The sequence below is a fragment of the Myxococcus hansupus genome (genome assembly GCF_000280925.3).
In the GTDB taxonomy this organism is placed as follows: Bacteria; Myxococcota; Myxococcia; order Myxococcales; family Myxococcaceae; genus Myxococcus; species Myxococcus hansupus.
On record NZ_CP012109.1, the window covers coordinates 1,367,812 to 1,379,916 of the forward strand.

At 70.0% G+C, this 12,105-nt stretch carries 10 protein-coding genes and 1 pseudogene; 10 read left to right on the plus strand and 1 reads right to left on the minus strand.

Translation table 11 applies throughout. The features are described 5' to 3' along the window. Positions 1-63 precede the first annotated feature (63 nt). The 10 genes and pseudogenes from A176_RS05635 to A176_RS41005 all read left to right on the plus strand — a co-directional run bounded on the left by A176_RS05635 (position 64) and on the right by A176_RS41005 (position 11,460). Positions 64-630, plus strand: coding sequence for a hypothetical protein (locus A176_RS05635; RefSeq protein WP_044889624.1), 567 nt, complete (start codon positions 64-66; stop codon positions 628-630). A 150-nt stretch (positions 631-780) separates the two neighbouring features. Further along, positions 781-1,473 (plus strand): cell division ATP-binding protein FtsE, encoded by a 693-nt coding sequence (gene ftsE, locus A176_RS05640; RefSeq protein ID WP_002638928.1) that lies wholly within the window; start codon positions 781-783, stop codon positions 1,471-1,473. Further along, positions 1,470-2,372 (plus strand): cell division protein FtsX, encoded by a 903-nt coding sequence (locus A176_RS05645; protein WP_002638929.1) that lies wholly within the window; start codon positions 1,470-1,472, stop codon positions 2,370-2,372. Before ftsE ends, A176_RS05645 begins: the two co-directional genes overlap by 4 nt. After that, a complete protein-coding gene (locus A176_RS05650) occupies positions 2,369-3,502 on the plus strand; it encodes a murein hydrolase activator EnvC family protein (protein ID WP_002638930.1) in 1,134 nt (377 codons plus the stop codon). Before A176_RS05645 ends, A176_RS05650 begins: the two co-directional genes overlap by 4 nt. Before the next feature lie 69 nt (positions 3,503-3,571). Then, positions 3,572-4,432 carry an alpha/beta fold hydrolase gene (locus A176_RS05655; RefSeq protein ID WP_002638931.1) on the plus strand — a complete coding sequence of 287 codons (861 nt, stop codon included), beginning with the start codon at positions 3,572-3,574 and terminating at the stop codon, positions 4,430-4,432. Between the two features lie 56 nt (positions 4,433-4,488). After that, entirely contained in the window at positions 4,489-5,826 is a 1,338-nt protein-coding gene (locus tag A176_RS05660; RefSeq protein WP_002638932.1) for a S41 family peptidase, read from the plus strand. Between the two features lie 69 nt (positions 5,827-5,895). Continuing rightward, entirely contained in the window at positions 5,896-7,755 is a 1,860-nt protein-coding gene (locus A176_RS05665) for a PEGA domain-containing protein (protein WP_044889622.1), read from the plus strand. 2 nt (positions 7,756-7,757) lie between these two features. Next, the gene (locus A176_RS05670) at positions 7,758-8,066 is read left to right on the plus strand and encodes a hypothetical protein (protein WP_002638934.1); all 309 of its coding nucleotides are present in this window, start codon (positions 7,758-7,760) and stop codon (positions 8,064-8,066) included. A 565-nt stretch (positions 8,067-8,631) separates the two neighbouring features. Further along, positions 8,632-9,612, plus strand: coding sequence for a D-alanine--D-alanine ligase (locus A176_RS05675; protein WP_044889669.1), 981 nt, complete (start codon positions 8,632-8,634; stop codon positions 9,610-9,612). A 325-nt stretch (positions 9,613-9,937) separates the two neighbouring features. Next, positions 9,938-11,460, plus strand: a pseudogene (locus A176_RS41005) (cellulose synthase family protein). 68 nt (positions 11,461-11,528) lie between these two features. Here the strand turns inward: A176_RS41005 and A176_RS05685 are convergent. Then, positions 11,529-12,071: a hypothetical protein gene (locus tag A176_RS05685; protein WP_002638937.1), complete on the minus strand. Its 543-nt coding sequence runs from the start codon at positions 12,069-12,071 to the stop codon at positions 11,529-11,531. Positions 12,072-12,105: the final 34 nt, after the last annotated feature.

Genomic DNA, 12,105 nt, shown 5'->3' on the forward strand with positions numbered 1-12,105 from the left:
GCGGGCAGGTCACGCTTACCTTGTGTCGTGCGGATGCGGCTGGTACGGTCCGCGACCTCGGCGATGACGAAAACCTTCGAAAAAGCCGTCACCGGCTTCAATCACAACATCAAGCACAAGGGGAAGGTCTACCACGTCCAGACCGAGGACTCTGGCATCAACAATCCCCACATCATCACGCACCTCTTCGTGGGCGGGAACATCCTCGCGTCGAAGAAGACGTCCTACGCGGACATCCTCAACGCGGAGAATCTCGCGGAGGTCGTGCGTGAGTTGATGGAGGAGCAGCACAAGGAGATGCTGCGCAACCTCATCAACGGGGTGTACGACAGCTACGAGTCCATCGCGCGCAGCTACCAGCCTGGTCAGCTCGCCGCGGATACGGACGCATCGCAGGTGAAGCTGCAGCCTGGCCAGTCCATGGCGCAGCGGCCCGCGCCTCCTCCCCCGCCCGTCGCGGTTCCCGCGCCCATCGTGGTTCCTCCGGAGGTCGCCGCGGCACGCGCCCTCAAGGAGAAGCCGAAGATCAACGAGATTGGCGTGGAGACGCTCTTCGGCGAGGACCTCATCTCCGAGAAGAGCCTCGACGAGGTCATCCTCAGCTACCTGGCGGGTGAGGGCGAGCAGTAGTCCCTCCGCGGGTGTCTTCCGTCCGCGCCGGATGTGGGCACGCTGGCGCGGACCGGCCGTGCTCCGCGCGGGGCCGTGGGCGGCTCTCGCGGGGTGTGCGTGGGGACCGCTCGCCGGGCGTGCTAGGTTGGCGTCCTTCCGCGCGACGCCATGATTCAGTTCTTCCACGTCTACAAGGCGTACCCCGGTGACCCGCCGGTCCTGTCGGACATCAACCTCAACGTGGAGAAGGGTGAGTTCATCTTCCTCACGGGCCCTTCGGGCGCGGGGAAGACGACGCTGCTCAAGCTCATCTTCTGCGCGGAGAAGGCCACCAAGGGGCAGATTCTGGTGGGCGGTCGCAACATCGCCCGCATCCGCGAGTCCGCGGTGCCGTACCTGCGGCGCAACATCGGCGTCGTCTTCCAGGACTTCAAGCTGCTGCCGCACCGGACGGTGGAGGACAACGTGTCCTTCACGCTGGACGTGCTGGGCGTGCCCCGCGCGGAGGCGCGCGACAAGGTGCGCCGCATGCTCAAGCTGGTGGGTCTGGAGCACAAGGCGGACTCGTTCCCCCTGCGGCTTTCAGGTGGAGAGCAGCAGCGCGTCGTCATCGCGCGGGCGCTCGTGAATGACCCGACCATCCTCCTGGCGGACGAGCCCACGGGAAACCTCGACCCGGCGCTCACGGTGGAAATCATGGACCTGCTCACGCAGGTGAACATCCGTGGCACCACGGTGATGGTGGCCACGCACGACGCGACGCTGCTGTCGCGTTACCAGAAGCGCACGGTGCGCCTGGAGCGCGGGCAGATTGTGTCCGACGAGGACGGCGTCAAGGCGGCGCGCCGGATGGTGGTATGAGCACGTTGTCGAAGGTGACGTACTTCTGCCGCTCGGCGGCGGTGGGGCTGAAGCAGTCGCCCTTCGTGCACTTCATCGCGGTGACGACCATCGCCATCGCGCTGTTCTCCGCGGGCATGGCCCGGGGCGCGGCGCGGGTGTTGGACAACCTGCTGGCTTCGCTGGGCGGCGAGGTCGAGGTGACGGTGTACCTGGCCCCGGAGCTGGACCCGGACGAGGTCCACGCCGTGCGCTCCCACGTGGAGGCGTTCAGCCGCGGCGTGGTGACGCTGGTGCCGCCGGACGCCGCGCTGTCCCGGCTGCGCGCCGAACTGGGAGACCTGGGCGAGGCCCTGGCGGAGCTGCCCGAGAATCCGCTGCCGGTGTCCTTGGAGCTGCGCGTGCCTCCGGAGCGGCGCAACCCGGAGGCGCTCCAGTCGCTCGCCAAGGCCCTGCGGGAGGCGCCCGGGGTGTCCGGTGTGGACTACGGCGAGGCGGCGGTGCAGCGGCTGTCGGCCATCGCGAGGGCGCTGCGTTTCGGCTCGTTGGTGGCCTTCGCGGTGGTGCTGGGCGCCACGGTGGTCATCGTGGCGGCGACGCTGCAGCTCGCCATCTATTCGCGGCGCGGCGAGATTGAAATCCAGAAGCTGGTGGGCGCCACGGACCGCTTCGTGAAAGCGCCCTTCCTCCTGGAGGGGCTGCTTCAAGGGGTGCTGGGCGCGGCGGTGGCGTTGTTCGGGCTGTGGGCCTTCGGCCGCGTGCTGGGGCCCACGCTGGGGGCGCTCTTCGCCTTCCTGCTGGGCCCCGGGGTGGCGGCGCCGTGGGTGGAGCCCCGGATGGCGTTGGAGTTGCTGTGCGCGGGCTGTGGCCTCGGGCTCGGGGGCAGCTTCGTCGCGGTGGGGCGCTTCCTCCGCGTATGAGCCGGGGCCTCCTCTTGCTCGCGCTGGGGCTCTGCGCCTCCACGGCCCTGGCCGCCGCTCCGGCACGCGTGCCCGAGGAGTCCGAGCAGGCCGCGCTGCGTGAGCGGCTGGCCGCGCAGCGCGCGACGCTGGCGCTGGTGGAGGCGAAGAAGCTCTCCGTGCTGGAGGGCGTGGAGATGATGCAGGAGATGGCCGCCTTCTCCCGCCGGCGCGTGCGCTCGTTGGAAGGCGACCTGGCGGTGTTCCGCCGGCGGGTGCTGCTGGCCGAGCGCGAGCAGGCCGTGCTGGCCGAGGCGCTGACGCAGCAGTTGCGGCGGCTGTCCCCGCGCCTGCGCACGCTGTACCGGCTGATGCGCCGCCGCCCGCTGGAGGTGCTGCTGTCGGCCGAGGACTTCGCCGCGCTGGTGTGGCGCGCGCGAGCGCTGGAGGCCAGCATGTCCGGCGACCTGGAGCTGCTGCGCACCGTGCAGCGCGTGGCGCGGTTGCAGCGTCAGGCGACGCGTGAATTGGGGCGGCTCCAGGCGTCGCTCGCGGCGCGCATGGCCTTCCTCCAGGAGCAGGAGCGGCTGGCCCGCTTGCAGCAAGAGGGGTTGGAGGAGGTGGTGGGGACGCTCGCGGGCGAGGCGGAGCTGGCCCGGCGCGCGGTGCGCGAGCTGGAGCAGGCCGACGCGGAGCTGACGCGAGTGGTGAAGGACCTGAAGGAGCTGCCCGCGACCAGCGGCTTCGGCGCGCTGCGCGGCAAGCTCCCCCGGCCGGTGCAGGGCGTGGTGGAGGTGGGCTTCGGCAAGGTCATCAACCCCCGCTTCAACACCGTCACCGTCCAGAAGGGATTGGACATCCGCGCCGCGCCGGGCACGCCCGTGCAGGCGGTGGCGGAGGGCACCGTGGCCTATGCCGGCTCGCTGCGGGGCTACGGCAAGCTGCTCATCCTGGACCACGGAGATGGCTACCACACGCTCATGGCCCACCTGTCCGCCATCCTCCCGGAGCTGGGCGCCATGGTGCTCCCGGGTGACGTCGTGGGGGAGGTGGGCGACACCGGCTCCCTCAAGGGCGCCTACCTCTACTTCGAGGTCCGCAAGGGCGGGCAGGCGGTCGACCCCGCACTGTGGCTGACCGCCTCGCCCTAACGCGATGCGGCAATGTCGCGGCGGGGTTGTTATTCTCCAGGGACACATCTGCGAGGAGCAGGCGAGCGCATGGACCTGATGGGCGGAATGCAAAAGGCGCTGCGGCACATGCTGGTGGCGCGAGGGGTCGAGTCCTCGACGGTGCGCATCGGTGGCCAAGAGGTGCACCACTACGCGCTGGAGGGGTCGGGGAAGGGGCCGCCGGCGGTGCTGGTGCACGGCCTGGGCGGGTCCGCGAATGGCTTCGGGCGCACGCTCTTCGGGATGTCGAAGCGGTTCTCCCGCGTGTACGCGCCGGACCTGCCGGGGCACGGCTTCTCCGTCGAGTACTGTGGCGGCGAGGTGTGTGTCCGCAACCAGTTCGACGTGCTGCGCGCCTACGTGGAAGACGTGGTGAAGGAGCCCGCGTTCATCGTGGGCAACTCGCTGGGCGGCGCCATGGCGGTGAACCTGGCGGCGGACTACCCGCAGTGGGTGAAGGCGCTGGCGCTGGTGGCGCCCGCGGGCGCGCAGTTGCCGGAGGAAGAGAACACCGCGCTGCTCAACTCGTTCGCGGTGAAGTCGCCCGCGGAGGCGCGCGCCTTCACGCGGCGGCTGTTTCACCGCGCGCCGCTGCCCGCGCTGCTCTTCGCGTACGAGCTGCGCCACTTCTACGACACGCCCACCGTGCGGGCGCTCACGGCGGAGGCGTTGGCCACGCGCGCCTGCCTGGAGCCCGAGCAGGTTCGCAACCTGGCCATGCCGGTGCTCTTCCTGTGGGGCGGCAGCGAGCGGCTCCTCCCGTCGGAGACGCTGAACTGGTACCGCGCCCACCTGCCTGCCCACGCCCAGGTGCGCGTGGTGGACGGCTTCGGGCATGTGCCGCAGTTGGAGCGCCCGGACGAGCTGGTCTCGCACCTGGTGCGCTTCGCCGACTCGGCGGAGCTGTGAGGGCCGGGTAGACTGGTACGGAGCCTTCCGGGTCCCCCGGGAAAGGACGTACCGACGTGACCGGTTCCTCTCAGCCGTGGCGGGCGGCGCTGGCCGCCTTCACCCTCCTGTGTGCCCCCGCGGTGAGTGCCGCGGAGCGGCCCGAGCGCGACGAAGCCACGTACCGCCAGTTGGAGACGTTCGCGCGGGTGCTCTCCTACGTGGAGAACAACTACGTGGAGCCGCCGGACCGCCAGCGGCTCATGTACGGCGCCATCCAGGGCATGCTGGAGACGTTGGATCCGCACACCGTCTTCCTGCCTCCGGACGTGTTCCGGGAGATGAAGATCGACACCTCGGGCGAGTGGGGCGGCCTGGGCATCGAAATCGCGCGCAAGGGCGAGCGCATCGTCGTGGTGGCCCCCATCGATGACACGCCCGCGGCGCGCGCGGGCATCAAGGCCGGCGACGAGCTGGTGGGCATCGACGGCGAGCGGACCGAAGGCATGGACGTCGCGCGCGCGATGCAGAAGATGCGCGGTCCGGCCGGTGGGCGCGTGTTGCTCTCCATCATGCGCGAGGGGTTCACCGCGCCCCGTGAAATCGCCATCATCCGAGACCACATCCGCATCGTGTCCGTGGAGGGTGCGCTTCATGGCGGCATCGGCCACGTGAAGGTGAAGAACTTCCAGGAGCGCACGGACCTGTACCTCCGCAAGGAACTGGAGCGGCTGCGGGGGCTCAACGGCGGCAAGGAGCTGCGCGGGCTGGTGCTCGACTTGCGCAACAACCCGGGCGGGCTGTTGGACCAGGCGGTGGCGGTGAGCGACCGGTTCCTACCGGGCAACCTGACCATCGTCTCCACCCGAGGGCGGGATGGTCGGGGCGGCACGCTGGAGCGCAGCAAGGACCGCGACACGGAGAAGGACTATCCCCTGGTGGTGCTGGTCAACGCGGGCAGCGCCTCCGCGTCCGAAATCGTGGCGGGCGCGCTCCAGGACCACGGGCGCGCGGCCATCCTGGGCACGCCGACGTTCGGCAAGGGCAGTGTGCAGACGGTCATCGAGCTGGAGGACGGCTCGGGCCTGAAGCTGACCATCGCGCGCTACTACACGCCGAAGGGACGCAGCATCCAGGAGCGCGGCATCACCCCGGACTTCCTCGTGCCGGACGAGCCCGGTGGCAAGGTGCCGCGCGAGGTGGTGCGTGAGAAGGACCTCCAGCGGCATTTTCGCGCCGAGCCCGCTGCGTCGAGCGAGCCCGCCGCGCCAGAGCCACGTGGGCTTCCCGAGGGACTGAAGGCCTGGGACGTCACCGCGAAGCTCGAGGACTATCCTCTGCGGGTCGCCTTGGACTATTTGAACGGCATGGCCTCCGCCCCCGCGCGTGCGCCAGCACGGGCCGCGGGTCGCTGAGGACTCCTTCTCTCTTGCTTTTCGCCGTGCAGTCCGTTTGATGCACCACGAGCCAAAGGTGAACGAGTAATGCGACCATCGAAAGTGCGAGCGGCTCACGCCGCGTTGAGTGGATGGCTGGTGGGACTGCTGGCCGTGGGCCCCGCGGCGGCGCAGACGCCGGTGTCCACGCGGTTGGTGCCCAGGGCCTTGAGCGCGGCCACGGCGGAGGCGCCCGCGGATGCGCCAGCCGTCACGGTGGTGGCCATCGCGCTGGACGCGGCGGCACGGGCGGACGCGGTCCGGCTGGTGCGTGAGGCGGAGCAGGCGGTGGCGAACTCGGGCCGGCTGAAGCTGGTGCGCCTGGCGGACGCCCTGGACGTGGAGGGCCAGCGCGAGCGCCAGGCCCGCGAGTCCGAGGCCGCCGAGGCGGCGAAGGCGGGCCAGCGCGCCTATGACGAACTCGACACCGAGAAGGCGCTCGTGCACTTCGACAAGGCGCTGCGCGCCTACGAGGGCGCCGACCTGTCCCAGCGCTTCACGGAGCTGAGCCGCGCGCGGGTGATGAAGGCCGCGTCCCAGGTGGCGAACGGCGAGAACACCGCCGCGCAGTTGGAGATTCGCACCGCGCTGGCGCTGAACCCGGAGGCGCGCTTCTCGCCCAACTTCTTCCCGCCGGAGGAGATGACCTTCGTGGAGAAGGAGCGCAAGGCGGTGCTCTCCGGCAACAAGAGCACGTTGCGCGTGAGCACCGAGCCCGTTCCCGCGCAGGTGTACGTGGATGGCCAGTTCCGCGGCATCTCGCCGGTGGAGGTCGCTGACCTGACGGCGGCGGACCACTACGTGACGGTGGTGGCGCCCGGCTACGCGCTGAACCAGCGCCGGGAGCGCGCGGGCGAGGCGTCCCTCACGCTGGCGCCGGTGGCCGCGCTGCCGGGGCTGCAGACGCTGACGGACCAGGTGGCGCGCAAGCCGGACGGCTCCGAGCGGGACAAGGCCCTGCGTGAGCTGGGGTCGCTCGCGGACGTGCCGCAGGTGCTGGCGCTGCTCGTGCGCGGTGGCGCGGGCGCCGGGCCGCTGGAGGTGACGGGGCTCCGCCTGGACGTGCTGGACGGCCACAATCAGGCATATGCCATTGGGACCGTGCCGCGCGGAGACGCGCTGGCCGATGGGTCGCAGGCGCTGCTGACGCAGCTCGTGAGCACGGACACGCCGCGTCAGGCCGGCAAGCCGGTGACGCACTTCTCCGGAGGGGTCAGCTCCTCGCGCCGCACGGCGGGTTATGTGCTGATGGCCACGGGCGTGGCGCTGCTGGCGGGCGGTGTCTACTTCGGCATGGAGGCCTCCTCGAAGTCGGATGAGTTCAAGCGCACGGCCCAGAACAGCCGCCGTGCCCAGGATCTGAAGAGCACCGGCAAGACGTACGCCGTGGTGGCCGACGTGGGCGTCCTCCTGGGCCTCGCGTCCGCGGGCGTGGGCAGCTACTTCGCTTTCGCGGGTGGTGGCGGTGGGGGAAGCTCCAAGTCGTCCGCCCGTGCCAGCCGCCCCGCGCCTGCTCCGGCGCCCACGCCTCCGGCCACCGAGACGAAGGCGCGGGAACCGCTGCCCATGCCTCCGCCTCCGGAGCAGACGGCGCCTGCCGCGCGGCAGCCGGCACCTGCCGCGCCTCAGCCAGCGCCCGCCGCGCCGCAGCCGGCCCCTGCCTCGTCGAAGAAGGACAAGGAGGCGGCCAAGCGCGCGCAAGAGGAAGAGGCTCGCCAGCGGGAGGAAGAGCTCCGCAAGCGCCGTGAAGAGGTGGAGCGTCAGCGCAAGGAGTCGGAGGAGCGGCGCAAGCAGGAGGAGGCCGCCGCCAAGCGTGAGCAGGAAGAGCGGCGGCGGGAAGAGGAGCGGCGGCGTCAGGAAGAGAAGAAGCGGCCTTCACTCGACGAAGACGATCTCCGGAACTACTAGCCATGCGCCGTCCCTTGAGAAACCTCCTTGTCTTCGTGGCCCTGGGCACCGGGCTGTCCGCGTGCAGCCTCCTTGTCGACTTCGACGAGGAGGGGCAGCCGTGTGACGAGCTCTTCCAGTGCCTGGATAACTACACCTGTGTCGACAACGCCTGCGTGCCCTCGGACGGGGGCGCGACGGACGGGGGCGCTGACGGGGGCATCCTCCCCGACGGCGGCTCGGGCGACGCGGGTGCTCCGGACGCGGGCGAGCCGGATGCCGGCGGCGAGCCGGGACCGACGGAGCCCGTGCCGAACAACCCGACGAGCTGACGTCCTCGTTGAGGTGGCTGTCTCCGCGGACGAGAGAGCGGTTCGGAATGCCGGGCCGCTTTCCTCCAGCGGTGGTTGTGTCGCCGCTGCTCGTTGATGGCGGCGGTGTCGCCGGCCTCTTGGCGTGTCGGCGCGTCCCACTGACGGCGGCTGTGTCGCCGCTGCTCGCTGAGGGCGGCGGTGTCGCCGGCCTCTTGGCGTGTCGGCGCGTCCCTCTGACGGTGGCGGTGTCGCAGCGTCTCGCCGAGGGCGGTTGTGTCGCCGGCCTCCGGCGTATCGTTGCTTCCCTCTGATGGCGGCTGTGTCGCAGCGTCTCGCCGAGGGCGGCTGTGTCGCCACCCTCCCGGCGTGTCGGTGCTTCCCGCTGACGCCACCTGGAATGCGCCAGCGTGTCCCGGGGCATCGTGTCCGTGGCCGACGTGCCGCGCCGTGGCCTCGGGGACACGCCCGCCCGCCGCGTTTCGCGGGCATCCGCTCCGTTCCCAGTGGGCCCACGGCCGCATGGGCCCCGCGCTGCGGCTGGCATCCTCCGTGCTTTGGCCTCGGTCCAGGAGGCATCATGGACATGGGCAAGCGCGTGGGAGTGTTGATGGGCGGGTGGGGCGAGGAGCGGGAGATTTCGCTCAAGACGGGAGAGGCCGTGGTCGCGGCGCTCGAATCCCGAGGCCATCACGTCAGCCGCATCTTCGCGGGGCCCGGCTTGGACAGGGCGCTGCGCGCGGCCGAACTGGACGTGGCCTTCATCGCGCTCCACGGACGCATGGGGGAGGATGGCCGGGTGCAGGGCCTGTTGGAGCTGCTGGAGTTGCCGTACACGGGCTCAGGCGTGCTGGCGTCGGCGCTGGCCATGAACAAGCCCTTCGCCAAGCGGCTCTTCCGTCTGCACAACCTCGGCACCCCCCATGGCTACACGGTGGCGCGCGACGACGCGGGCAGGGCCCTGTTGCTTCACGGGGACCTGGGGTTCCCCTGCGTCGTGAAGCCCGCGTGCGGTGGCTCGTCGGTGGGGCTGGCGGTGGTCCACGCGCCGGAGGAGCTGGTGCCCGCGGTGGCGCAGGCGTGCCGCTTCGGCGGCGAGGCCCTGGTGGAGCGCTTCATGGCGGGTCGAGAGGTGACGGTGGGCATCCTGGGCGGCGAGGTGCTCGGGAGCTGCGAGGTGGCCACCCCGCGCGAGGGCTTCGACTTCGACGCCAAGTACAAGGGCGGTGCCGCGTACTTCTGCCCACCCCGGCTGTCCCCGACGCGGCTGGCGAACGTGGAGGCGTTGGCGCTGGCGGCGTACCGCGCGCTGGGCTGCCGAGGACAGGCCCGCGTGGACCTGCTGTGCTCCGACACCGACAACGACGCCGTCCTGGAGGTGAACACGCTGCCGGGCTTCACCCCCACCAGCCTGTTGCCCAAAATCGCCGCCCAGGCCGGCCTGGACTTCGCCACGCTGACGGAGCGCATCCTGGCGCTCGCCACCCGTGATGAGGCGGGGGTCCTGGATGCCCCGGCCGTGGACGCCGTTCCAGGCCTTCCCGTGCCCCGCCGTGCCGTGAGCTGACCTCTCAGGTCGGTCAACCCCTGGCGTCACCTCAACCCCGGCGCCGGGGCCGCAAGCTGGGTGTGATGGGAGTGACGCGGGGTGTCAGGGCCCGGTGAACGGAACGTTCAAATCCGGGGAATAGTTTGACACGGCCTCGAACGCATTCCTATTGTCCGGCGCCGATCACTCCCCGAAGGTCAAAACCTTGTCTTTTCGGGTACATACGATGTGGGGGCTTAGACGACCCATCCGGTGGCGGTTCGCGCCAGGTGGAATCAACTGGGCCGCCCCGCACGGAAGGACCGCAGGCCCTCTGGGCTGTGGCAGGGGTTGAGCGTCACCGATGACCACCGTCGAGATCATCTTCCTGGGCGTCTATTTCAGCCTCTTGTGCGTGCTGGGAGTCTACGGCTCGCACAGGTACCGGATGGCGTTCCTGTATTACCGGCACAAGTTCAAGCTGCCGACGCCGAAGGGCGCGCTCGAGACGCTGCCCAAGGTCACCATCCAGCTCCCCATCTTCAACGAGATGTACGTCGTGGAGCGCCTGGTGGAGTCGGTGTGCCGCATCGACTACCCCCGTGACCTGCTGGAGATCCAGGTCCTCGACGACTCGACGGATGAGACGTGTGGCATTGCCCGCGCGTGCGTGGAGCGCATGCGCCAGAAGGGTCACGACATCGTCTACATCCACCGCGTCAACCGCCAGGGCTTCAAGGCGGGCGCGCTGGAGAACGGCCTGAAGCTGGCGAAGGGCCAGTATGTGGCCGTGTTCGACGCGGACTTCGTGCCCAGTCCTGACTTCCTGATGCGCACCGTGCCGTTCTTTTCGGACGACAAGGTGGGCATGGTGCAGGTGCGCTGGGGCCACCTGAACCGCGAGTTCTCGCTGCTGACGCAGGCCCAGAGCATCTTCCTGGACGGGCACTTCATCATCGAGCACACCGCGCGCAACCGCGCGGGCTGCTTCTTCAACTTCAACGGCACCGCCGGCATCTGGCGCCGTGACACGATTTCCGACGCGGGCGGCTGGCAGCACGACACGCTCACCGAGGACCTGGACCTGAGCTACCGCGCCCAGTTGAAGGGCTGGCAGTTCGTGTTCCTGCCCGAGGTCATCTCCCGGCCGAGGTGCCGGTGGACATGAACGCCTTCAAGAGCCAGCAGCACCGCTGGGCCAAGGGCTCCATCCAGACGGCGAAGAAGCTGCTGCCCACCATCCTCAAGAGCGATCTGCCGCTGGTGGTGAAGCGCGAGGCGTTCTTCCACCTCACCAACAACATGGCGTACCTGTTGATGGTGCTGCTGTCGGTGCTGATGCCCATCAGCATGGTGGTGCGCTTCCAGCACGGCCTCTACGGCACGCTGTTCCTGGACCTGCCCTTCTTCCTCACGGCCACCGCCAGCGTCTGCTTCTTCTACGTGGCGGCGCAGCGTGAGCGCGGCGCGAAGGGCTGGGAGCGGGTGAAGTACCTGCCGTTCCTCATGAGCCTGGGCATCGGCATGGCCATCAGCAACGCCAAGGCGGTGGCCGAGGCGCTGCTGAACCAGCAGTCGGGCTTCGCTCGCACGCCGAAGACGGGCGCCGAGGGCAAGAAGGCCGTCACCGTCAAGAAGGCGTACCGGGGCAGCAAGTCGCTGCTGCCGTACGTGGAGCTGCTGTTCGCCGCGTACTTCACCGGCGCGCTGTGGTTCGCCATCGACGCGCGCATCTACACGTCGGTGCCCTTCATCGTGCTGTTCCTGGCGGGCTTCCTGTACGTCGGCAGCTCCAGCCTGCTTCAGGGCCTCTCTGGCCGCATGAAGCTGGTGGAGTCCAGTCCCGCGGTGGAGCCGTCCGAGGAGCAGCCCCGCCGCGCGGCCTGAGCGGCTTCCTTCCCCTGGGAAGGCGAGGGGTGGGGTCGGCATCACGCCGCCTCACCCCTTCTTCATTGTTACATCCCCGCGTCGGGCGTGACGCCAGCATCTGGCGCGCCGCGCAGCAGCACCTGCTCCAGCCGGACGCTGGTCGCTCCCTTGGGGGCCGTGCGGCAGTCCTCGTCGATCGAGGTGCTGGTCGCCGAGCGCAGCGTCAGGCCCGCGTCGGTGCAGTGCACCACTTCTGTCGGGAAGACGACCGGGCAGGGCGTGCCCGCGCCGGAGAAGCCGACGGCGCGCGTCTCACCCACGAAGCCCGCGGGCGTGCGCTGCAGGACGATGGACGGTGAGCCCGCGTCGGGCGCGTCCACCTCCTCGGAGTCGTGGGCGCGCACCACGGCGAATGCGAGTGTTCCGCCGTCATCCTCTCCGTAGTACCGGAAGGCCGGATTCTCGGCGTGGTGGTACTCGCCGGCTTGATTGCGCTCACAGCCAGGGGGAACCTTCACGACGGGCGCCGGGGGCGGTGCGGGCTCCGTCCGGGGCGGTGCCTTCGCGGGGCACGCGGTGAGGGAGAGGACGCTGAGACCGAGGGCCAGTGGGGGCAGGACGCGGTGCATGGGGCGCGGATATTCTCCCAATCCGCAAGGCCTC

Excerpts from the sequence above, each read along its gene's own strand:
- A176_RS05635 (WP_044889624.1), top strand. The coding sequence starts at position 64 with ATGACGAAAACCTTCGAAAAAGCCGTCACCGGCTTCAATCACAACATC.
- ftsE (WP_002638928.1), top strand. The coding sequence starts at position 781 with ATGATTCAGTTCTTCCACGTCTACAAGGCGTACCCCGGTGACCCGCCG.
- A176_RS05645 (WP_002638929.1), top strand. The coding sequence starts at position 1,470 with ATGAGCACGTTGTCGAAGGTGACGTACTTCTGCCGCTCGGCGGCGGTG.
- A176_RS05650 (WP_002638930.1), top strand. The coding sequence starts at position 2,369 with ATGAGCCGGGGCCTCCTCTTGCTCGCGCTGGGGCTCTGCGCCTCCACG.
- A176_RS05655 (WP_002638931.1), top strand. The coding sequence starts at position 3,572 with ATGGACCTGATGGGCGGAATGCAAAAGGCGCTGCGGCACATGCTGGTG.
- A176_RS05665 (WP_044889622.1), top strand. The coding sequence starts at position 5,896 with ATGCGACCATCGAAAGTGCGAGCGGCTCACGCCGCGTTGAGTGGATGG.
- A176_RS05670 (WP_002638934.1), top strand. The coding sequence starts at position 7,758 with ATGCGCCGTCCCTTGAGAAACCTCCTTGTCTTCGTGGCCCTGGGCACC.
- A176_RS05675 (WP_044889669.1), top strand. The coding sequence starts at position 8,632 with ATGGGCAAGCGCGTGGGAGTGTTGATGGGCGGGTGGGGCGAGGAGCGG.
- A176_RS05685 (WP_002638937.1), bottom strand. The coding sequence starts at position 12,071 with ATGCACCGCGTCCTGCCCCCACTGGCCCTCGGTCTCAGCGTCCTCTCC.